17 protein-coding genes are annotated in these 21346 nt (G+C 62.2%); 8 read left to right on the top strand and 9 right to left on the bottom strand.

Annotation, left to right across the window (positions count from 1 at the left end):
- The first annotated feature begins 43 nt into the window (after positions 1 to 43).
- Both ACW4TB_RS16255 and queD read left to right on the top strand, forming a co-directional pair.
- On the top strand, positions 44 to 1123 hold the full coding sequence (locus ACW4TB_RS16255; protein WP_455828419.1) for a patatin-like phospholipase family protein: 1080 nt from the start codon (positions 44 to 46) through the stop codon (positions 1121 to 1123).
- A 51-nt stretch (positions 1124 to 1174) separates the two neighbouring features.
- Complete coding sequence (gene queD, locus ACW4TB_RS16250; RefSeq protein ID WP_012313684.1) at positions 1175 to 1531, top strand: 6-carboxytetrahydropterin synthase QueD; 357 nt, start codon at positions 1175 to 1177, stop codon at positions 1529 to 1531.
- A gap of 27 nt (positions 1532 to 1558) precedes the next feature.
- On the opposite strand, the gene ACW4TB_RS16245 is transcribed toward queD, so the two are convergent.
- Both ACW4TB_RS16245 and ACW4TB_RS16240 read right to left on the bottom strand, forming a co-directional pair.
- The gene (locus ACW4TB_RS16245) at positions 1559 to 2320 is read right to left on the bottom strand and encodes a hypothetical protein (protein WP_279928417.1); all 762 of its coding nucleotides are present in this window, start codon (positions 2318 to 2320) and stop codon (positions 1559 to 1561) included.
- A 67-nt stretch (positions 2321 to 2387) separates the two neighbouring features.
- Positions 2388 to 2855 carry a DUF1289 domain-containing protein gene (locus ACW4TB_RS16240; protein ID WP_012313682.1) on the bottom strand — a complete coding sequence of 156 codons (468 nt, stop codon included), beginning with the start codon at positions 2853 to 2855 and terminating at the stop codon, positions 2388 to 2390.
- 405 nt (positions 2856 to 3260) lie between these two features.
- On the opposite strand from ACW4TB_RS16240, the gene acnB reads away from it, so the two are divergent.
- Positions 3261 to 5870: a bifunctional aconitate hydratase 2/2-methylisocitrate dehydratase gene (gene acnB / locus ACW4TB_RS16235; protein WP_039602878.1), complete on the top strand. Its 2610-nt coding sequence runs from the start codon at positions 3261 to 3263 to the stop codon at positions 5868 to 5870.
- A 65-nt stretch (positions 5871 to 5935) separates the two neighbouring features.
- Here the strand turns inward: acnB and prpD are convergent, their stop codons facing one another.
- From prpD to ACW4TB_RS16205, 6 genes are all read right to left on the bottom strand, one after another.
- Entirely contained in the window at positions 5936 to 7420 is a 1485-nt protein-coding gene (prpD, locus tag ACW4TB_RS16230; protein WP_254467455.1) for a 2-methylcitrate dehydratase, read from the bottom strand.
- Positions 7421 to 7558: 138 nt separating this feature from the next.
- A complete protein-coding gene (gene prpF / locus ACW4TB_RS16225) occupies positions 7559 to 8749 on the bottom strand; it encodes a 2-methylaconitate cis-trans isomerase PrpF (protein WP_279928413.1) in 1191 nt (396 codons plus the stop codon).
- A gap of 139 nt (positions 8750 to 8888) precedes the next feature.
- On the bottom strand, positions 8889 to 11477 hold the full coding sequence (acnD, locus tag ACW4TB_RS16220; protein WP_279933591.1) for a Fe/S-dependent 2-methylisocitrate dehydratase AcnD: 2589 nt from the start codon (positions 11475 to 11477) through the stop codon (positions 8889 to 8891).
- A gap of 154 nt (positions 11478 to 11631) precedes the next feature.
- Positions 11632 to 12759 carry a bifunctional 2-methylcitrate synthase/citrate synthase gene (gene prpC, locus ACW4TB_RS16215; RefSeq protein WP_254467452.1) on the bottom strand — a complete coding sequence of 376 codons (1128 nt, stop codon included), beginning with the start codon at positions 12757 to 12759 and terminating at the stop codon, positions 11632 to 11634.
- Between the two features lie 154 nt (positions 12760 to 12913).
- Positions 12914 to 13804, bottom strand: coding sequence for a methylisocitrate lyase (gene prpB, locus ACW4TB_RS16210; protein ID WP_012313676.1), 891 nt, complete (start codon positions 13802 to 13804; stop codon positions 12914 to 12916).
- 8 nt (positions 13805 to 13812) lie between these two features.
- Positions 13813 to 14517, bottom strand: coding sequence for a GntR family transcriptional regulator (locus ACW4TB_RS16205; RefSeq protein WP_455828418.1), 705 nt, complete (start codon positions 14515 to 14517; stop codon positions 13813 to 13815).
- 294 nt (positions 14518 to 14811) lie between these two features.
- Here ACW4TB_RS16205 and rloA point away from each other — a divergent pair, with 294 nt between their 5' ends.
- The 5 genes from rloA to ACW4TB_RS16180 all read left to right on the top strand — a co-directional run bounded on the left by rloA (position 14812) and on the right by ACW4TB_RS16180 (position 20241).
- Positions 14812 to 15348 carry a retropepsin-like aspartic peptidase RloA gene (gene rloA, locus ACW4TB_RS16200; protein ID WP_012313674.1) on the top strand — a complete coding sequence of 179 codons (537 nt, stop codon included), beginning with the start codon at positions 14812 to 14814 and terminating at the stop codon, positions 15346 to 15348.
- A gap of 5 nt (positions 15349 to 15353) precedes the next feature.
- The gene (gene rloB / locus ACW4TB_RS16195; RefSeq protein ID WP_012313673.1) at positions 15354 to 16889 is read left to right on the top strand and encodes an osmotic stress tolerance membrane protein RloB; all 1536 of its coding nucleotides are present in this window, start codon (positions 15354 to 15356) and stop codon (positions 16887 to 16889) included.
- Positions 16889 to 17872, top strand: coding sequence for an alpha-L-glutamate ligase-like protein (locus tag ACW4TB_RS16190; RefSeq protein WP_254467451.1), 984 nt, complete (start codon positions 16889 to 16891; stop codon positions 17870 to 17872). Before rloB ends, ACW4TB_RS16190 begins: the two co-directional genes overlap by 1 nt.
- A gap of 171 nt (positions 17873 to 18043) precedes the next feature.
- Positions 18044 to 19387 carry an aminodeoxychorismate synthase component I gene (gene pabB, locus ACW4TB_RS16185; protein WP_279933596.1) on the top strand — a complete coding sequence of 448 codons (1344 nt, stop codon included), beginning with the start codon at positions 18044 to 18046 and terminating at the stop codon, positions 19385 to 19387.
- Between the two features lie 119 nt (positions 19388 to 19506).
- Positions 19507 to 20241 carry a phosphoadenylyl-sulfate reductase gene (locus tag ACW4TB_RS16180; RefSeq protein WP_279933598.1) on the top strand — a complete coding sequence of 245 codons (735 nt, stop codon included), beginning with the start codon at positions 19507 to 19509 and terminating at the stop codon, positions 20239 to 20241.
- A 101-nt stretch (positions 20242 to 20342) separates the two neighbouring features.
- Here the strand turns inward: ACW4TB_RS16180 and cysB are convergent, their stop codons facing one another.
- A complete protein-coding gene (cysB, locus tag ACW4TB_RS16175; RefSeq protein WP_012313669.1) occupies positions 20343 to 21317 on the bottom strand; it encodes an HTH-type transcriptional regulator CysB in 975 nt (324 codons plus the stop codon).
- Positions 21318 to 21346: the final 29 nt, after the last annotated feature.

The following is a 21346-nucleotide window of genomic DNA, read 5'->3' as shown; positions in this document are numbered from 1 at the left end:
GCGACTCCCTATAATGGCCCTCCTGTGAGTTGCGAGGCCGTCCATGAGCGCCATCCATATCAAGTACCCGGCTCTGACCCTGAAGGCCGGCAAACGTGCCCTGCAGCAGATCCGCGAACGCGGGTTGCAGGCAGCGGACGTCGGTGTGGTGCCAGGCGCCGCTGGCGGGCCCAAGCCGCTGGGGATTCAGGGATTGGACCTGGCGCTGTTTGGCGAGTGGCTGCCATCGGCCCCTCGCCAGCGGGCATTGATTGGCGCATCGATCGGCTCCTGGCGTTTCGCCAGCGCCTGCCTTGACGACCCGGTCGCAGGCATCCGCCGCCTCGGCGAGCTGTATACCGAACAGGACTTCGCCAAAGGTGTGACCGCAGCCCAGATCAGCCGCAGCTGCCAGCAGATGCTCGACGACCTGCTGCAAGGGCGCGATGGGCAGATCCTGGCTAACCCGCACTACCGCCTGAACATCCTGGTGGTGAAGAGCCACGGCCATCTTGCCCACGACCACCGCGGCCGGTTGGGGATGGGTCTTGGCTCGGTGATCGCCAGCAACCTGCTGGGGCGCTCACGCCTGGCACGGCATTTTGAACGGATCATCCTGCACGATGAGCGTGCCACCCCGCCGCTGGATCAGCTCATAGACTTTCCCTCACGCTATCTGCCACTGGGCCTGGGCAACCTGCGCCATGCCCTGCTCGCTTCCGGCTCGATTCCGATGGTCATGGAAGGTGTGCGCGACATCCCCGGTGCCGGTGCGGGCACCTATCGCGACGGCGGTTTGCTCGACTATCACCTTGACCTGCCATACCGCGGCGACGACCTGGTGCTTTACCCGCACTTCACCGACAAGGTCGTGCCAGGCTGGTTCGACAAAGCGCTGCCATGGCGCAAGGGCGATGCCACACGCCTGCGCAATGTGCTGTTGGTGACGCCTTCACAGCAATACCTGGCCGCACTGCCCTTCGGCAAGCTGCCCGACCGCAACGACTTCAAGCGCTTCATGGGCGATGCACCCAGCCGCAAACGCTACTGGTACCAGGCCATTACCGAAAGCCAGCGGCTGGGTGACGAACTGCTGGAGCTGATCGCCACCGGGCGGCTGCACGAACGCCTGCAAGCCTTGTAGCGACCATGCTGGTAGACTGCGCGCATCTTCGATACACACAGAGTTCTGACCGTGGAAATCTTTAAGGAATTTACCTTCGAATCGGCCCACCGCCTGCCTAACGTCCCAGCCGGGCACAAATGCGGCCGCCTGCATGGCCACTCGTTCAAGGTCGGCCTGCACCTGACCGGCCCGCTTGACCCGCACACCGGCTGGATCCGCGACTTTTCCGAGATCAAGGCGATCTTCAAGCCGATCTACGAGCAGTTGGACCACAACTACCTCAACGATATTCCAGGCCTGGAAAACCCAACCAGCGAAGTCATCGCCAAGTGGATCTGGGAACAGGTCAAGCCGCTGCTGCCGGAGCTGTCCAAGGTGCGTATTCATGAAACCTGCACCAGCGGCTGCGAATACAGCGGCGATTGATTGGCGGCTGCGCTACACGAGCACAGGTCAAGGCGTGGCAACGAGCGGGCGAGGGTGAGGAGGCACACAAGGGTTCGACACCTGCAGGCTGAACTGGCCGCGCGCGCCTTGACGGTTGTTAAGGTATGCAACCCGCTCCACCCGTCGCCTCACTTGCCGCCCGTCCGCACTGTAAAGCTTCATGTTCAAGAGCAATTGCCCTTCTTGCAACCGCTGCGGATCCAGGCCAGGGATGTACCACAACGGCGTCCGGCGCCCGGCGGTCAGCTTGTACAGTGCCGTCTCCAGATCGATAGGCGGGTCGGCGGGTAGCACCACAGATGTCCCGAAGGGGTCTCGCAACACCAGACTGGCTGGGTCGTCCTTGCACACACCCGCATCCGAACGCGCCGGGTAAAAGCCCAGATAACCGTTTCGACTGACGTCGAGCCAGTATTCCAGTGAAGGCCATCGGTCGAGGTTATTGCCCTCATATGCCGGGCGGATCTCGTAAACGAAGCCAGTTGCAAGTCGATAGACGCCAAACCAGAAACTGTCACAAAACGCACGCTGACGATCCTCGCGCCCCCACAGCGAGTCAATCAGGAACGATTGCAACATTTCTTCGCCATAGTCCAGGCTGGTCATCAGCCAACCATCGTCACCGTTCCAGTCATCGAATTCGACCCAGAACGGCCGGGTGATTTCATCATCGTCAAACCGGGCGGCCGGCAACGGTGTATCCAGCAATTGCCAGCGGCATGTCGCGGTAAAACTCAGCAGCGGTTCAAAACACAGCTCCACCATCATCCGTACTCCATACGCTCGATAAAAACGCACAATGGCGCCTTTTCAAGGCATGGAGCAGAAAGAAGGCTTACCTCAGTTCGGCACGCAGGAACCCGGGCGCGATATAGCGCTGGTAATGCGCCTCGGACAACAAAAAGAATTCCCGGTCGATGGCATCGCGCAACTGCGGCAGCTCCCAGTCACGAAACTCGGGCAGCAACGCCATCCCGTAGGCTTCCAGGTCGCGAATCAGGCGGGCACCGCGTGCAATCAGCTGATACGCCCAACAATACTCAGACTGCTGCTCGACAAAGCGTATGGAGCGCTGCTGCAGTTGCTGACGCAGCAGGTTTGCATCAAACACTTCCAGCTTGGCCATCATCACCTGCACCAGCAACTGTTCCAGGCGCAGCAAAACGGCACGTTTCTGATCGTCGTCGTAGCCGTTCCAGTGGATGACTTCATGATGGAAGCGCTTGCAGCCACGGCACACCGTGTCTCCATAAACCGTGGAGCAAAGGCCGACGCAAGGGGTCTTGATGGACTGGTTGGGCATGGAAAAACAACGGCTTGGCGGTGGAACACAGGCCCATGTTAGCCCTTTGTCTAACCAGGGTCACTCGTTAAAGTCATGTTCGCCGCCTTACCTTCTGCGACAATTTGCCGTAGAATCATCCCGCCTTTTCAAGGCAACAATGTCCGTTGGAAGCTGTTTTCAAAGCGTCACGAGCACAGTTGATCCGGTAGAACGGCGTTGGCCCGGGCCATGCACCCCTCGCATGCCCGTGCCAGCCCTCATCAGCCCCCGTTCTGCAGGCGTAAAACTTTGAAAGCAGCTTCTGTAAGGATTCTCTGCGACCCTGGCTGGGCGGCCCAAGAAGCCGTGATGGCGCATGGGTGCAGAGAATGCTGGATGAGCGTCCCGGACTCCCTTTAGGGACCACTGATGAGGGTAATAACTGTGCTTGAAGCCTACCGCAAACACATCGAAGAGCGTGCCGCCCTGGGTATCGTGCCCCAGCCGCTGAACGCCGAACAAACTGCAGGCCTGGTCGAGCTGCTGAAAAACCCGCCGGCCGGCGAAGAAGCCTTCCTCGTAGACCTGATCACCCACCGCGTTCCACCAGGAGTCGACGAAGCTGCCTACGTCAAGGCTGCTTTCCTGTCTGCCGTGGCCAAGGGTGAAGCCAACTCGCCACTGATCGACCGCAAGCACGCCACCGAGCTGCTGGGCACCATGCAGGGCGGCTACAACATCGAAACGCTGGTCGCGCTGCTGGATGACGCCGAACTGGGCGCCGTCGCGGCCGAAAAGCTCAAGCACACCCTGCTGATGTTCGATGCCTTCCACGACGTGGCCGAAAAAGCCAAGGCAGGCAATGCTCACGCCAAGGCCGTGCTGGAATCCTGGGCTGCCGGCGAGTGGTTCACCTCGCGTCCGGCCATCGCCGACAAGTACACCCTGACCGTGTTCAAGGTGCCCGGCGAAACCAACACCGACGACCTGTCCCCTGCCCCGGACGCCTGGTCGCGCCCTGACATCCCGCTGCACGCCCTGGCCATGCTGAAAATGGCCCGCGACGGCATCGAGCCACAGCAGCCGGGCTCTGTCGGTCCGCTGGCGCAGATCGAAGCGGTCAAGGCCAAAGGCTTCCCGGTCGCCTACGTCGGTGACGTGGTCGGTACCGGGTCTTCGCGCAAATCCGCCACCAACTCGGTGCTGTGGTTCTTCGGCGACGACATCCCGTACGTGCCGAACAAGCGCGCCGGTGGCTTCTGCTTCGGCACCAAGATCGCCCCGATCTTCTACAACACCATGGAAGACGCCGGCGCCCTGCCGATCGAATTCGACTGCACCAACCTGGGCATGGGCGACGTCATCGACGTTTACCCATACAAAGGTGAAGTACGCCGGCACGACAGCGACGAGCTGGTCACCAGCTTCGAGCTGAAAACCGAAGTACTGCTGGATGAAGTCCGCGCTGGCGGCCGCATCCCGCTGATCGTCGGCCGTGGCCTGACCGAAAAAGCCCGAGCCGAGCTGGGCCTGGGTGCATCCGACCTGTTCAAGAAGCCAGAGCAGCCTGCCGATTCCGGCAAGGGCTTCACCCTGGCACAGAAAATGGTCGGCCGTGCCTGCGGCCTGCCGGAAGGCCAGGGCGTGCGCCCAGGTGCTTACTGCGAGCCGAAGATGACCACCGTCGGCTCCCAGGACACCACTGGCCCGATGACCCGCGACGAGCTGAAAGACCTGGCGTGCCTGGGCTTCTCCGCTGACCTGGTGATGCAGTCGTTCTGCCACACCGCAGCCTATCCAAAGCCGATCGATGTCACTACCCACCACACCCTGCCAGACTTCATCCGCACCCGTGGCGGCGTGTCGCTGCGCCCAGGCGACGGCATCATCCACAGCTGGCTGAACCGCATGCTGATGCCTGACACCGTCGGTACCGGTGGTGACTCGCACACCCGTTTCCCGATCGGCATCTCGTTCCCGGCCGGTTCCGGCCTGGTGGCCTTCGCCGCCGCTACCGGCGTCATGCCGCTGGACATGCCAGAGTCGATCCTGGTGCGCTTCAAGGGCAAACTGCAGCCAGGCATCACCCTGCGTGACCTGGTACATGCCATCCCTTACTACGCCATCCAGCAGGGCCTGCTGACCGTCGAGAAGAAAGGCAAGAAAAACGCCTTCTCCGGCCGCATCCTGGAAATCGAAGGCCTGGACGAACTGACCGTCGAGCAAGCGTTCGAACTGTCCGACGCCTCGGCCGAGCGTTCCGCTGCCGGCTGCACCATCAAGCTGCCGGAAAAGGCAATCGCCGAGTACCTGAAGTCGAACATCACCCTGCTGCGCTGGATGATCGGCGAAGGCTACGGCGATGCCCGCACCCTGGAGCGTCGCGCCCAGGCCATGGAAGCCTGGCTGGCCAAGCCTGAGCTGCTGTCGGCTGACGCCGATGCCGAATACGCCGAAATCATCGAAATCGACCTGGCCGACGTCAAGGAGCCTGTGCTCTGCGCGCCGAACGACCCGGACGACGCCCGCCTGCTGTCGTCGGTACAGGGCGAGAAGATCGACGAAGTGTTCATCGGTTCGTGCATGACCAACATCGGCCACTTCCGCGCTGCCGGCAAGCTGCTGGAGAAGGTCAAGGGCGGTATTCCGACCCGTCTGTGGCTGGCTCCGCCAACCAAGATGGACGCCCACCAGCTGACCGAAGAAGGCTACTACGGCATCTACGGCAAGGCCGGTGCGCGCATGGAAATGCCAGGCTGCTCGCTGTGCATGGGTAACCAGGCACGCGTGCAGACCGGTTCGACCGTGGTCTCCACCTCGACCCGTAACTTCCCGAACCGCCTGGGCGACGCCACCAACGTCTACCTGGCATCGGCCGAGCTGGCGGCTGTCGCATCGATCATCGGCAAGCTGCCGACCGTCGAGGAGTACATGCAGTACGCGAAAGACATCGACAGCATGGCTGCCGACGTTTACCGCTACCTGAGCTTCGACCAGATCGCTGAGTTCCGCGAAGCTGCGGCCAACGCCAAGATCCCGGTTGTCCAAGCGTAATCAGCAGTACGCTTCAAGAAAAACCCCGGTATGAATGCCGGGGTTTTTTATTGCTCTTGCTCGCCTCAGGTCACGAACAAATCCACAAACCGGTGTACCGCCGTACCCTCCAGCCGCTGTTGATCCTCGCACAGCTCGAAAATCTCCAGGCAACGCTGGGGCGCAAACCGCGTCGCCAGGTTGTCCCTGAACTTGGCCTCCAGCAAGGGGATGCCCTCCCCGCGCCGGCGCCGGTGCCCGACCGGGTATTCCACCACCACCTGTTCGGTACTGCTGCCATCCTTGAAGAACACCTGCAAGCCATTGGCGATCGAGCGCTTGTCCGGCTCCAGGTATTCGCGGCTGAAACGAGGGTCCTCGACCACCTCCATCTTTTCGCGCAGACGGTCGATGCTCGGGTGGGCGGCGTGGAAGGCATCTTCGTAATGCTCGGCCACCAGATGGCCGAATATAAGCGGCACCGCCACCATGTACTGCAGGCAGTGGTCGCGGTCAGCAGCATTGGCCAGCGGGCCGACCTTGGAAATGATGCGAATGGCTGATTCCTGGGTCGTGATGACGATACGGTCGACTTCGTGCAGACGGTTGCGCACTTGCGGGTGCAGGCTCACAGCGGCTTCGCAGGCGGTCTGGGCGTGGAACTCGGCCGGGAAACTGACCTTGAACAACACGTTCTCCATCACGTAGCTGGTCAACGCCTGCGGTATGCGCAGCGCCTGCTGGGCAGAAGGCTTGAGCGCCAGGTCCTTGTTGGTATGGCTGAACGACACATCATAAAAGCCCCACTGCGGCGCGGTCAGCACCCCGGGCACACCCATCTCGCCACGCAGCGCGATATCGGCCAGGCGTACGCCCCGGCTGGAAGCATCACCGGCAGCCCACGACTTGCGTGAGCCGGCGTTGGGTGCATGACGGTAGGTGCGCAGCGCCTGGCCATCGACAAAGGCGTGGGACAAGGCCGAGAGCAGTTGTTCACGATTGGCACCCATCAACTTGGCGCACACGGCTGTGGAGGCCACCTTGACCAGCAGCACGTGGTCCAGGCCGACGCGATTGAAGGCGTTTTCCAGCGCCAGCACACCCTGGATCTCATGGGCCATGACCATGGCCTCGAGCACTTCGCGCATGAACAGCGGGCCTTCACCCTTGGCCACCCGTTTTTGCGACAAGTGATCAGCTACCGCAAGGATCCCCCCTAGGTTATCGGAAGGGTGGGCCCACTCTGCGGCAAGCCAGGTGTCGTTGTAATCCAGCCAACGCACGGTGCAGCCGATATCCCAGGCGGCCTTGACCGGATCGAGCCGGTAACTGGTGCCGGGCACCCGGGCGCCGTTGGGTACCACTGTGCCCTCCACCAGCGGGCCGAGGTGCTTGGTGCACTCTGGAAAGCGCAGGGCCAGCAGGCCGCAGCCCAAGGTGTCCATCAGGCAATTGCGCGCGGTGTCCAACGCCTCGGGGGACTCGACGCGGTAGGTGAGAACGTAATCGGCAAGGGTTTGCAGCACCACGTCATAGTCAGGGCGCTCGTTCAGGTCTACGTTGGCGCTCATTTGCAGCTCCTTTGATTGGGGCCGCTACGCAGCCCATCGCCGGCAAGCCGGCGCCCACAAGGCCACTGCAGGCACCGGCTTGCCGGCGATGGGCCGCGCAGCAGCCTTGCTGATTCAAAGCCAAGCGCCAATGGTGCGTCAGAAGCTGTCGCCGGGCACCCTTACCCAGCCTTCCATCAACACCCGGGCACTACGACTCATGATTGCCTTGGTGACCGTCCACTCGCCATCCACCTGGCTGGCCTGAGCCCCGACCCGCAAGGTGCCGGAGGGATGGCCGAAGCGCACGGCACTGCGCTCGCCCCCGCCAGCAGCGAGGTTGACCAGCGTACCTGGAATGGCAGCAGCGGTACCGATGGCCACCGCAGCAGTACCCATCATCGCGTGGTGCAACTTGCCCATGGAAAGTGCACGCACCAGCAGGTCGATGTCAGCCGCCTCGACAGCCTTGCCACTGGACGCAGTGTAGGTGTTTGGCGGCGCAACGAAAGCCACCTTCGGCGTGTGCTGACGCCCGGCCGCCTGGTCGACATGTTCGATCAGCCCCATGCGCACGGCGCCATGGGCACGGATCGCCTCGAAACGCGTCAGCGCTTGCGCATCGCCGTTGATCGCATCCTGCAGCTCGGTACCGGCATAACCGATATCGGAGGCATTGACGAAAATGGTCGGGATACCGGCGTTGATCAAGGTGGCTTTGAAGGTACCGACACCGGGCACTTCCAGGTCATCCACCAGGTTACCGGTAGGGAACATCGCACCGCCGCCTTCACCCTCATCGGCCGCCGGATCAAGGAATTCCAGTTGCACCTCTGCCGCCGGGAACGTCACACCGTCGAGCTCGAAGTCGCCGGTTTCCTGCACTTGGCCCTCGGTGATCGGCACATGAGCGATGATGGTCTTGCCTATATTGGCCTGCCAGATACGCACGGTGGCAACGCCATTGCGCGGGAAGCGCGACGGCTCGACCAAGCCACTGCTGATGGCGAACGAGCCGACAGCAGCAGACAGGTTGCCGCAGTTGCCGCTCCAGTCGACGAAGGCCTTGTCGATGGCTACCTGGCCGAACAGGTAGTCGACGTCGTGGTCGGACCTGGTGCTTTGCGACAGGATCACGGTTTTGCTGGTGCTTGAAGTGGCGCCACCCATGCCGTCGATCTGCTTGGCATAGGGGTCAGGGCTGCCGATGACCCGCAGTAGCAGTGCGTCACGGGCCGGCCCTGGGGCTTGAGCTGGTTCAGGGAGGTCTTGCAGGCGGAAGAACACGCCTTTGCTGGTGCCGCCGCGGATGTAGGTGGCGGGGATCTTGATTTGTGGTGCGTGTGCCATGGTTGTGCTGTCCTGATAGTCCGGCGAAATACCCTGGGGCTGCTCTGCAGCCCTTTCGCGACGCAAGGCCGCTCCTACAGCTCCGGTAGGAGCGGCCTTGCGTCGCGAAAGGGCCGCAACGCGGCCCCGCTTTTCAAGCTCAGGCGGTGGCTTCGAGGAAATCCTGGGCGAAGCGCTGCAGTACCCCGCCCGCCTCGTAGATCGACACCTCTTCGGCGGTATCGAGCCGGCAGGTCACCGGCACCTCGACCCGTTCGCCATTGCGGCGCGTAACCACCAGCGTCAGGGTTGCACGCGGCTTGCGCTCACCTGCCACGTCATAGGTCTCGCTGCCATCCAGGCCCAGGGTCTTGCGGTCGGTCCCCGGCAGGAATTCCAGCGGCAGGACGCCCATGCCCACCAGGTTGGTGCGGTGAATGCGCTCGAAGCCTTCGGCCACGATCGCCTCGACGCCCGCCAGCCGCACGCCCTTGGCCGCCCAGTCGCGGGACGAGCCTTGCCCATAGTCGGCACCGGCAACGATGATCAGCGGCTGCTTGCGCTGCATGTAGGTTTCGATGGCTTCCCACATCCGGGTCACCTTGCCCTCCGGCTCCAGGCGCGCCAGCGAACCCTGCTGCACGCTGCCATCGGGTTTGCGCACCATCTCGTTGAACAGCTTAGGGTTGGCGAAGGTGGCACGCTGTGCCGTCAGGTGGTCGCCGCGGTGCGTGGCGTAGGAGTTGAAGTCCTCCTCCGGCAAGCCCATCTTGGCCAGGTATTCACCCGCCGCGCTGTCGAGCAGGATGGCATTGGAAGGTGACAGGTGGTCGGTGGTGATGTTGTCCGGCAGCACCGCCAACGGACGCATGCCGCGCAACGTGCGCTCACCGGCCAGGGCGCCTTCCCAGTAGGGCGGGCGGCGGATATAGGTACTCATCGGACGCCACTCGTAAAGCGGCGCCACTTTCGGCCCACGGTCTTCCTCGATAGCGAACATCGGGATGTAGACCTTGCGGAACTGCTCCGGTTTGACCGCCGCGCGCACCACCGCGTCGATCTCTTCGTCGCTTGGCCAGATGTCCTTGAGGCGGATCTCCTGACCATCGACTACGCCCAGTACATCCTTCTCGATGTCGAAGCGGATAGTGCCGGCAATGGCATAGGCCACCACCAGCGGCGGCGAAGCGAGGAATGCCTGCTTGGCGTACGGGTGGATGCGCCCATCGAAGTTGCGGTTGCCCGAGAGCACCGCCGTCGCGTAGAGGTCACGGTCGATGATTTCCTGCTGAATCACCGGGTCCAAAGCACCGGACATGCCGTTGCAGGTGGTGCAGGCGAAAGCGACGATACCGAAGCCCAGCTGCTCCAGCTCCTTCTCCAGCCCCGCTTCCTCCAGGTACAGCTGCACGGCCTTGGAGCCGGGCGCGAGCGACGACTTGACCCACGGCTTGCGCGCCAGGCCGAGCTTGTTGGCATTGCGTGCCAGCAGGCCAGCTGCGATCACGTTGCGCGGGTTGCTGGTGTTGGTGCAACTGGTAATCGCAGCGATGATCACTGCGCCGTCAGGCATCTGCCCCGGTATCTCGTCCCAGGCACCAGCGATGCCCTTGGCTGCCAGCTCACTGGTGGCAACACGGGCATGCGGGTTGGACGGCCCGGCCATGTTGCGCACCACGCTCGACAGGTCGAAGTTCAGCACGCGTTCGTATTCGGCCTTCACCAACGCGTCAGCCCACAAACCCGTGGCCTTGGCGTAGGTCTCCACCAGTTTAACCTGCTGATCTTCACGGCCGGTCAGTTTCAGGTAGTCGATGGTTTGCTGGTCGATGGCGAACATTGCAGCGGTTGCACCGTATTCCGGTGCCATGTTGGAGATGGTCGCACGGTCGCCGAGGGTCAGGGCGCGTGCACCTTCGCCGTAGAACTCAAGGTAGGCGCCAACCACCTTCTGCTTGCGCAGGAACTCGGTCAAGGCCAGCACCAGGTCGGTGGCGGTGATGTTGGGCGCCAGCTTGCCGCTGAGCTCCACGCCGACAATTTCCGGCAGGCGCATCCAGGAGGCGCGGCCCAGCATGACATTTTCAGCTTCGAGGCCGCCGACGCCGATGGCGATCACGCCCAGGGCGTCGACATGTGGAGTATGGCTGTCGGTGCCCACGCAGGTGTCCGGGTAGGCAACACCGCGATCGCTGTGAATCACCGGCGACATTTTCTCCAGATTGATCTGGTGCATGATGCCGTTACCGGGCTGGATCACATCGACGTTCTTGAACGCCTTCTTGGTCCAGTTGATGAAATGGAAGCGGTCTTCGTTGCGACGGTCTTCGATGGCGCGGTTCTTGTCAAAGGCCTGCGGGTCGAAGCCACCGCACTCGACGGCCAGCGAGTGATCGACGATCAGTTGCACCGGCACGACAGGGTTGACCGCCGCCGGGTCGCCGCCTTTTTCGGCGATGGCGTCACGCAGGCCGGCGAGGTCGACCAGCGCGGTCTGGCCGAGGATGTCGTGGCACACCACGCGGGCCGGGAACCACGGGAAGTCAAGATCACGCTTGCGTTCGATCAGCTGGCCGAGCGAGGCGCTCAGGGTTGCAGGGTCGCAGCGGCGCACCAGGTTTTCGGCGAGCACGCGCGAGGTGTAAGGCAGGCTGTCGTAGGCACCGGGCTTGATGGCCTCGACCGCAGCACGGGCGTCGAAATAGTCCAGGTCAGTGCCTGGCAGGGCTTTGCGGTATGCAGTGTTCATAGAATTATCGGGCTCGGTCACGGTACGGTCGTGGATAAACGCACAGACGCTTCAATCACTACGGGAGCCGGCTTGCCAGCGATCTGGCCGGATCAGGCGGCGCCTTCATCGCCGGCAAGCCGGCTCCCACAAGTTCGCTACAGCGCCTGCTGTTTCAGCGCTGCTCGATCGGCACGAACTGGCGCTGCTCGACGCCGACATACTCGGCGCTGGGGCGGATGATGCGGTTGTTGGCGCGCTGTTCGAACACGTGCGCTGCCCAGCCGGTCAGGCGCGAGCAGACAAAGATCGGGGTGAACAGCTTGGTCGGGATACCCATGAAGTGATACGCCGAGGCATGGTAGAAATCGGCGTTGGGGAACAGACGCTTCTGCTCCCACATGGTCTTGTCTATGGCTTCGGAAACCGGGAACAGCACCTTGTCACCGACTGCGTCGGCCAGCTGCTTCGACCAACCCTTGATCACCTCGTTGCGCGGGTCGGACTCTTTATAGATGGCATGACCGAAGCCCATGATCTTGTCCTTGCGCTCGAGCATGCGCAGCAATTCTGCGGTGGCTTCCTGCGGGCTCTGGAAGCGCTCGATCAGCTCCATCGCCGCCTCGTTGGCGCCGCCGTGCAGTGGGCCGCGCAGCGAGCCGATGGCCGCTGTGATGCAGGAGTACAGGTCCGACAGCGTCGAGGCGCAGACTCGGGCGGTGAAGGTCGATGCGTTGAACTCGTGCTCTGCATACAGGATCAGCGAAACGTTCATTACCTTGACATGTAACTCGCTCGGCTTCTTGCCGTGCAGCAGGTGCAGGAAATGGCCGCCCAGGGTGTCTTCGTCGCTGGTGCAGTCGATACGTACGCCATGGTGGGTGAAGCGGTACCAATAGCACATCACCGCCGGGAACAGCGCCAGCAGGCGATCGGTCTTGTCGTGCTGCGCGTCGAAGGTCAACTCTGGTTCCAGCGTACCCAGCACCGAGCAGCCGGTGCGCATGACGTCCATCGGGTGCGCATCGCGCGGAATGCGCTCGAGCACTTCCTTCAGCGCCTGCGGCAGGTCGCGCAGGCCCTTGAGCCTGTGTTTGTAATCGGCAAGTTCTGCCTTGCTGGGCAACTCGCCGTACAGCAGCAGGTACGCCACTTCTTCAAATTCGGCGCCTGCCGCCAGGTCGCGCACATCATAGCCCCGGTAAGTCAGGCCGGCACCGGCCTGGCCGACGGTCGACAGCGCAGTCTGGCCGGCCACCTGGCCACGCAGGCCCGCGCCACTGAGTACTTTTGCTTCGGCCATGGTGTTTCTCCTTTTTTGAATTTGTTATGGATATCGTTCTGGCTAATTCAGGGTGCCTGTACCGGCCCTATCGCCGGCAAGCCGGCTCCCACAGGCTCAACCTTGGCGCTGTACCTGTGGTAGCCGGCTTGCCGGCGATGAGGCCAGCATTGGCTCAACCTTTTTTCTGCGCAAACAGCGCATCGAGGCTCTGCTCGAAGGCGTGGTAGCCGATGGCATCGTAGAGCTCCATGCGGGTCTGCATGGTGTCGATCACATTCTTCTGCGTGCCGTCGCGACGCAGCGCGGTGTAGACATTCTCGGCCGCCTTGTTCATGGCACGGAACGCCGACAGCGGGTACAGCACCAACGACACGTCCACACCAGCCAGCTCTTGGGTGGTGAACAGCGGCGTCGCACCGAATTCGGTAATGTTGGCCAGGATCGGCGCCTTCACCCGGTCGGCGAAGGTCTTGTACATCTGCAGCTCGGTGATGGCTTCAGGGAAAATCATGTCAGCGCCGGCCTCGATGCAGGCGGCGGCGCGATCCAGCGCTGCGTTCAGGCCTTCCACGGCCAGGGCATCGGTACGCGCCATGATCACGAAGCTGTCATCGGTACGCGCATCGACCGCAGCCTTGATGCGGTCGACCATCTCCTGCTGGGAGACGATCTCCTTGTTCGGACGGTGGCCGCAGCGCTTGGCGCCTACCTGGTCTTCGATATGGATGGCGGCAGCACCGAACTTGCTCATCGAACGCACAGTGCGCGCAACGTTGAATGCCGAGGCCCCGAAGCCGGTGTCGACATCTACCAGCAAGGGCAGATCGCAGACGTCAGTGATGCGCCGCACATCGGTCAGCACGTCATCAAGACCGGTGATGCCCAGGTCCGGCAAGCCCAGCGAACCGGCGGCGACACCACCACCGGACAGGTAGATGGCCTTGAAGCCGGCGCGCTTGGCCAGCAGCGCATGGTTGGCGTTGATGGCGCCGACCACCTGCAGGGGATGTTCGGCGGCAACGGCATCGCGAAAACGCTGACCAGGGGTGCTCTTCACAGTCATTTCTCACCTCAAAGGCTATTGTTGTTGGCGTCCAGGTAGTGACGCTCGATGTTGCGTTTGGACGCGCCGATGTGGCGGCGCATCAGGAGTTCGGCAAGCTCGCCGTCACGATCGGTGATGGCATCGAGAATGCGGTGGTGTTCGGCAAAGGCCTGGCGCGGACGGTTGGGCGTGGCGGAAAACTGGATGCGGTACATGCGCACCAGCTGGTACAGCTCGCCGCAGAGCATCTTGACCAGGGTCTGGTTGCCGCTGCCCTGGATGATCCGGTAATGGAAGTCGTAATCGCCTTCCTGTTGGTAGTAGCCCACCCCCGCCTGGAACGCTGCGTCGCGCTCGTGGGTGTCCAGCACCCGACGCAGCTCGTCGATATCAACCTGGCTCATCCGCTCGGCGGCCAGTCGGCACGCCATGCCTTCCAGCGACTCACGGATTTCATACAGCTCGATCAGTTCAGCATGGCTGAGCGACACCACGCGCGCGCCTACATGGGGCACCCGCACCAGCAGGCGCTGACCCTCCAGGCGATGGATGGCCTCACGCAGCGGACCCCGGCTGATGCCGTAGGTGCGCGCAAGCTCCGGCTCGGAGATTTTGCTGCCTGGGGCTATTTCCCCCTTAACGATCGCGGCCTGAATGCGCCGGAAGACATTCTCGGACAAGGTTTCCGTTTCATCCGACGCTGAGGGGCTGGGGGTAATGAGGTCCAGCATATTGTTGACACCTTGATAAGCTCTTGAGAAGAAACTAGCGAAACAAGCTCATCCAGTCAAAGATAAAATGAACATTGTCGACAATCGTCTAAGCGCGAACTTAGTGAGTGATGGCGTTGTCAGATCGCGACGCGCTGGCGCCAAGGCATCGGCGTGATAGAATGCCGCGCCTCCAACGGAGTATGGATAGCGTTTCTGTCATCCATTCATGTTGTTGACAGATGAACCGAGGAAGCTTGCGCAGTACCTGCCAGTCGCCTTGCCCCGAACCTTGCACAGCACCGCGCCAGGACTATGAGACTTACACCCGTTTTATTGCTGTCATGCCTCACCCTGCTGCCGGCCCTTGGCCAGGCGGCGGGCAAGACCGTGTACGGTCTTAACGAATACGCTCGCCTTGGCGACCTCGACCTGGAAGTGGCCGCCAAGCTCGACACCGGCGCCAAAACCGCATCCCTGAGCGCCCGCGACATCAAGCGCTTCAAGCGCAATGGCGAGAGCTGGGTGCGTTTCTACCTGGCCATTGACGCAGCCCATTCGCACCCCATCGAACGCCCGTTGGCGCGGGTCAGCAAGATCAAGCGCCGCGCAGGCGACTATGATGCCGAATCAGGCAAGGCCTATACCGCCCGCCCGGTCATCGAACTCGAAATCTGCATGGGCCAGGCTCTGCGCACCATCGAAGTCAACCTCACCGACCGCAGCGCATTCCAGTTTCCGCTGCTGATCGGTTCCGAGGCGCTCAAGCACTTCGACGCGCTGGTCGACCCAAGCCTTAAATACGCGGCCGGCAAACCTGCCTGTGCCACCGACGCTCCCAAAGCAGAGTAATCCCGATGCGCTCTCTTACCCTACATCTGAAAGTCCTGATCACCGTACTGGTGCTGCTGGGCGTGGCGGTCACGGCTTATCAGATCTTCTTCCTCGGCATACCGGTGACCGAAGACGAAACCGACGACCTTTGGAACATCGACGCAAAGGTCGAGTTCGTCGCCAGCAGTAAGGACCCGGTCAAGGTACAAATGTTTGTACCGCCGCTGAACCGCGACTATGTCAGCCTCAACGAGAGCTTCATCTCCAACAACTACGGGGTCAGCGTCAACCGCGCCGATGGCAACCGCAAGGTAACCTGGTCGGCCCGCCGCGCCAGCGGCAACCAGACCCTCTACTACCGCCTGGTGCTGACCAAGCGCTACAGCAGCGAAAAGGCCGCCATCAAAGGCCCGACCTTCCGTGACAGCCTGGCGGTAGAAGGCCCCGAGAAGATCGCCGCTGAAGCCCTGATGGCGCCGATCCGCCAGCACTCTGCCGACGTCGAGACCTTCGTCAGCGAAACCATCAAGCGGGTCAACAACCTCAACGACGACAACGTCAAGCTGCTGCTGGCCGGCGATACCTCGCCCATGAAGAAGGCCCAGGTCATCGACCTGCTGCTGTCGATAGCGCATGTGCCGATGGAGAAGGTCCACACCATCCGCCTGGTGGCCGATACGCCGCAGTCCCCCGAGCTCTGGCTGCGCAGCTTCAACGGCAGCGACTGGCTGTACTTCAACCCGGACACCGGTGAGCAGGGCCTGCCCAGCGACCGCCTGCTGTGGTGGACCGGTGACGACAACCTGGTCACCGTCGATGGTGGCAAGAAGGCCAACGTCACTTTCAGCATGAACAACAGCGAGATGAACGCCATTCGCCTGGCCAAGCTGACCGACGAGAACACCGACGCCGACTTCCTCGAGTACTCGCTGTACGGCCTGCCGCTGCAGACCCAGCAGACCTTCATGATCATGGTGATGATCCCGATCGGCGTGCTGGTGATCCTGGTCCTGCGCAACCTGATCGGCATCCAGACCCTGGGCACGTTCACACCGGTACTGATCGCCCTGGCGTTCCGCGAGACCCAGCTGGGCTTCGGCATCGTGCTGTTCACCGTCATCACGGCATTGGGCTTGTCGCTGCGCTCCTACCTTGAGCACCTCAAGCTGCAGATGCTGCCGCGCCTCTCGGTGGTACTGACCTTCGTCGTGGTATTGATTGCCGCCATCAGCTTGTTCAGCCACAAGCTGGGGCTGGAGCGCGGCCTGTCGGTGGCGCTGTTCCCGATGGTGATCCTGACCATGACCATCGAGCGCCTGTCGATCACCTGGGAAGAGCGTGGCGGTGGCCATGCCATGAAAGTGGCGATCGGCACCCTGTTCGCAGCGTCGCTTGCCCACCTGCTGATGATGGTGCCGGAGCTGGTGTACTTCGTCTTCACCTTCCCGGCGGTACTGCTGATCCTGGTGGGCTTCATGCTGGCAATGGGTCGCTACCGCGGTTACCGCCTGACCGAGCTGGTGCGTTTCAAGGCATTTCTGAAGAAGGCTGACGCCTGATGTTTGGCCTTATCAAGACGTGGAAAGCCCTGGAGGCCCGGGGCATCATGGGTATCAACCGCCGCAATGCGGACTATGTGCTCAAGTACAACAAGCGCAGCCTGTACCCGATCGTCGACGACAAGATCATCACCAAGGAGCGTGCGCTGGCAGCGGGCATTCACGTGCCTGAAATGTACGGCATCATCGAGACCGAGAAACAGATCGACAAGCTTCACGAGATCATCGGCGGGCGCAACGACTTCGTCATCAAGCCGGCCCAGGGGGCCGGCGGTGACGGCATTCTGGTGATTGCCGACCGCTTCGAGGACCGCTACCGCACGGTTTCCGGCAAGATAATCAGCCATGAAGAGATCGAGCATCAGGTCTCCAGCATCCTTACCGGCCTGTACTCGCTCGGTGGGCATCGCGACCGCGCGCTGATCGAGTACCGGGTAACTCCCGACCAGATCTTCAAGAGCATCAGCTACGAAGGCGTGCCTGACATCCGCATCATCGTGCTGATGGGCTACCCGGTGATGGCCATGTTGCGACTGCCAACCCGCCAGTCCGGCGGCAAGGCCAACCTGCACCAGGGCGCCATCGGTGTAGGCGTTGACCTGGCCACCGGAGTGACCCTGCGCGGTACCTGGCTGAACAACATCATCAGCAAGCATCCGGACACCACCAATGCGGTGGATGGCGTACAGCTGCCGAACTGGGACGGCTTCATGAAGCTGGCAGCCGGCTGCTATGAGCTGTGCGGCCTGGGCTACATCGGTGTGGACATGGTGCTGGACCAAGACAAGGGGCCATTGATTCTCGAACTCAATGCCCGCCCTGGCCTGAACATCCAGATCGCCAACGACACCGGGCTGACCCAACGCACTCATGCCATCGAGGCGCACATCGAGGCGCTGACCAAAGACGGTGTGACCGAAGATGCCGAACAGCGTGTCCGGGTGGCGCAAAGCCTGTTCGGGCACGTGCATCCGCACGGATAGCTCTGCCCCCATCGCCGGCAAGCCGGCCCACAGGATGGACTGCGCAGCCCCTGTGGGCCGGCTTGCCGGCGATGGCTTCAACACACTGTTTGAAAATCACACTGGCGCTAGGCGCATTTCCTGCACAGGTCTACAATCGCCCTCCTCGCTTTTACATCGCCGTCCACACTGATGCCGACCTGTACGCTCCACCCCCTGCCCTACCAGCCCGACCCCGCCGCGTACTTCGGCCGCCTGCGCCAGGCGCCCGGGGCGATCCTGCTCGACAGCGCCCGCCCAGGCGCCGAGCGCGGCCGCTTCGACCTGCTCAGCGCCTGGCCTCTGCAACACTTGCAGGTACTACCCGACGAAGATGGCCGGGCCTTCCTGCAACGGCTGCGCACCAGCCTGAAACAATTGGGCCCTGCGCAGTTGCCCGATGGTGTCGAGCTACCATTTGCCGGCGGCCTGATCGGCTATCTCAGCTACGACTTCGGCCGACGCCTGGAGCACCTGCCCTGCATCGCCACGGATGACCTCGGCCTGCCCGACGCCCAGCTTGGGTTGTATGGCTGGGCGCTGGTGACCGACCACCAGCATGGCAGCAGCCAACTGGTATTCCATCCCCAGCTGGCTGATGACGAGCGTGAGCGCCTCATCGCCTTGTTTGCAGATCCCGATAACGCTGCAAGCGGCGATTTCCGCCTGCTTGCCGCCATGACGGGAGATTTGCAACCAGGGCAATACGAGGCAGCATTCGATCAGGTACAGCGCTACATCCAGGCCGGTGATTGCTACCAGATCAACCTGACACAACGCTTCCGCGCTCCTTGCCAGGGCGACCCCTGGCACGCCTACCAGGCACTGCGCAAGGCCTGCCCGACACCGTTCTCGGGTTACCAGCAACTGGCCGACGGCAGCGCACTACTGAGCTTCTCGCCTGAACGCTTCGTCCGCGTCAGCCAGGGGCAAGTGGAGACCCGGCCGATCAAGGGCACCCGCCCGCGCTCGGCCGACCCGGCAGAAGACGCCCGCAATGCCGAGGAGCTGCGTCACAGCCCCAAGGACCGCTCGGAAAACCTGATGATCGTCGACCTGCTGCGTAACGACCTGGGCCGAACGTGCCAGATCGGTTCGGTGAAGGTGCCCGAGCTGTTCAGCCTGGAAAGCTACCCCAACGTGCACCACCTGGTCAGCAGCATCACCGGGCAACTGGCCACCGACAAGGACGCGCTGGACCTGATCGGCGACAGCTTCCCAGGCGGCTCGATCACCGGTGCCCCCAAGATTCGCGCCATGCAGATCATCGACGAACTGGAGCCCAGCCGCCGCGCGCTGTATTGCGGGTCCTTGCTGTACGTGGATGTGCGCGGGGAAATGGACAGCTCCATCGCCATTCGCAGCCTGCTGGTCAAGGATGGGCAGGTCAGCTGCTGGGGCGGCGGCGCGGTGGTGGCGGACTCCAACTGGCAATCGGAATACGAAGAATCGATCGCCAAGGTGCGGGTATTGATGGAGACGTTGCAAAGCCTGTGACTCAGCGCATGCCTGCCCCGGCCCAAGGCCGGTGCAGGCACAGCGTCTAGCCTGCCATTTTTTGTTACCATCACCTCATTACGAGCGCACAGCGCCATAGCCAAGATGGAAACCGCCTGATGAGCCAACCCTTCGACGTCGCCGCCCTGGCCGCGACCTACGCCAGCAAATCCCCGCAGGAAATCCTCAAGCTCGCCTTCGATCACTTCGGCGACGACCTGTGGATCTCTTTCAGCGGTGCCGAGGACGTGGTGCTGGTCGACATGGCCTGGAAACTGAACAAGCAGGTCAAGGTGTTCAGCCTCGACACGGGCCGCCTGCACCCTGAGACCTACCGGTTCATCGACCAGGTCCGCGAGCAATACAGCCTCCCGATCGAGATCCTCAGCCCGGACCGCGCCAAACTCGACCCGTTCGTGCAGAAAAAGGGGCTGTTCAGTTTCTACAAGGACGGCCATGGCGAGTGCTGTGGCATCCGCAAGATCGAGCCACTGCGGCGCAAGCTCGCCACCGTCAGCGCCTGGGCCACCGGCCAGCGCCGCGACCAGAGCCCAGGCACCCGCAGCCAGGTGGCAGCGCTGGAAATCGACAGCGCGTTCTCCACAGCGGAACGCACCCTGTACAAATTCAACCCGCTGGCGCAGATGACCAGTGCGGAAGTCTGGGGCTACATCCGGATGCTCGAGCTACCGTACAACAGCCTGCACGAGCGCGGCTTCATCAGCATTGGTTGCGAGCCTTGCACCCGCCCGGTACTACCAAACCAGCACGAACGTGAAGGCCGCTGGTGGTGGGAAGAGTCGACCCAAAAGGAATGCGGGCTGCACGCCGGCAACCTCATCAGCAAGGCCTGAAGGCAGCTGCAAGCCTCAAGCTATAAGCTGCAAACCCCAAGAAGAAAGAGCAGCCCACACGGACTGCTCTTTCTTGAAGCTTGCAGCTTGAAGCTGCCTTTTCAGTGCACAGGCAACTCGACACCGGCAAACAGCTCTTCGAGCTCCTGCTTGTTGTGGCACTGGATCGCCTTGGCCATCACTTCACGCGTCAGGTGCGGCGCAAATTTCTCAATGAAATCGCACATGAAACCGCGCAGGAAGGTGCCGCGGCGGAAGCCGATCTTGGTGATGCTGGCCTCGAACAGCTCACTGGCATCAAGCGCTACCAAGTCACTGTCCAGCTTGCTGTCCACCGCCATCTTGGCCACGATGCCCACGCCCAGGCCCAGGCGCACGTAAGTCTTGATCACGTCGGCGTCAGCAGCAGTGAACACTACCTTCGGTGTCAGCCCGCGGTGATTGAAGGCCTCATCCAGCTTGGAGCGGCCAGTGAAACCGAATACATAGGTGACGATCGGGTATTCAGCTACAGCTTCCAGCGTCAGCTTGGGCAATTTGGTCAGCGGATGACCCTGCGGCACCACCACGCAGCGGTTCCACTTGTAGCACGGCATCATGATCAGGTCGCCAAACAGCTCCAGCGCCTCGGTGGCAATGGCGAAGTCGACGGTACCGTCCGCAGCCATCTCGGCAATCTGCATGGGTGAGCCCTGATGCATATGCAGGGCGACTTCCGGGTACTGCTTGATGAAACTGCTGATGACCGGCGGCAGCGCATAGCGAGCCTGGGTATGGGTGGTAGCGATGGACAGCGTACCCTTCTTCTCGTTGGAGAATTCCTGGGCGATCTGCTTGATACTTTCGACCTTGCGCAGGATTTCGCCAGCGGTGTTGATGATGCGCTCACCTGCCGGAGTGACACGGGTCAGATGCTTGCCGCTGCGGGCAAAGACTTCAACACCCAGCTCATCCTCGAGCAGGCGGATTTGTTTGCTGATCCCCGGCTGAGAGGTGTACAGACTCTGCGCCGTCGCGGAGACGTTGAGGTCGTGGTGCGCCACTTCCCAGATGTAGCGCAGTTGTTGAAGCTTCATAGGTTTCCCTCGAATCAGCGGTAAGTCAG

Source organism: Lelliottia jeotgali (assembly GCF_977070485.1).
This window is presented reverse-complemented; position numbering and strand designations above follow the sequence as displayed.

What these genes read in the sequence shown, in the direction of transcription:
- rloA (WP_012313674.1), top strand. Translation starts at nt 14,812, where the DNA reads ATGAGACTTACACCCGTTTTATTGCTGTCATGCCTCACCCTGCTGCCG.
- ACW4TB_RS16205 (WP_455828418.1), bottom strand. Translation starts at nt 14,517, where the DNA reads ATGCTGGACCTCATTACCCCCAGCCCCTCAGCGTCGGATGAAACGGAA.
- ACW4TB_RS16255 (WP_455828419.1), top strand. Translation starts at nt 44, where the DNA reads ATGAGCGCCATCCATATCAAGTACCCGGCTCTGACCCTGAAGGCCGGC.
- cysB (WP_012313669.1), bottom strand. Translation starts at nt 21,317, where the DNA reads ATGAAGCTTCAACAACTGCGCTACATCTGGGAAGTGGCGCACCACGAC.
- rloB (WP_012313673.1), top strand. Translation starts at nt 15,354, where the DNA reads ATGCGCTCTCTTACCCTACATCTGAAAGTCCTGATCACCGTACTGGTG.
- ACW4TB_RS16190 (WP_254467451.1), top strand. Translation starts at nt 16,889, where the DNA reads ATGTTTGGCCTTATCAAGACGTGGAAAGCCCTGGAGGCCCGGGGCATC.
- acnD (WP_279933591.1), bottom strand. Translation starts at nt 11,477, where the DNA reads ATGAACACTGCATACCGCAAAGCCCTGCCAGGCACTGACCTGGACTAT.
- prpC (WP_254467452.1), bottom strand. Translation starts at nt 12,759, where the DNA reads ATGGCCGAAGCAAAAGTACTCAGTGGCGCGGGCCTGCGTGGCCAGGTG.
- ACW4TB_RS16180 (WP_279933598.1), top strand. Translation starts at nt 19,507, where the DNA reads ATGAGCCAACCCTTCGACGTCGCCGCCCTGGCCGCGACCTACGCCAGC.
- prpD (WP_254467455.1), bottom strand. Translation starts at nt 7,420, where the DNA reads ATGAGCGCCAACGTAGACCTGAACGAGCGCCCTGACTATGACGTGGTG.
- prpF (WP_279928413.1), bottom strand. Translation starts at nt 8,749, where the DNA reads ATGGCACACGCACCACAAATCAAGATCCCCGCCACCTACATCCGCGGC.
- ACW4TB_RS16245 (WP_279928417.1), bottom strand. Translation starts at nt 2,320, where the DNA reads ATGATGGTGGAGCTGTGTTTTGAACCGCTGCTGAGTTTTACCGCGACA.
- ACW4TB_RS16240 (WP_012313682.1), bottom strand. Translation starts at nt 2,855, where the DNA reads ATGCCCAACCAGTCCATCAAGACCCCTTGCGTCGGCCTTTGCTCCACG.
- pabB (WP_279933596.1), top strand. Translation starts at nt 18,044, where the DNA reads ATGCCGACCTGTACGCTCCACCCCCTGCCCTACCAGCCCGACCCCGCC.
- prpB (WP_012313676.1), bottom strand. Translation starts at nt 13,804, where the DNA reads ATGACTGTGAAGAGCACCCCTGGTCAGCGTTTTCGCGATGCCGTTGCC.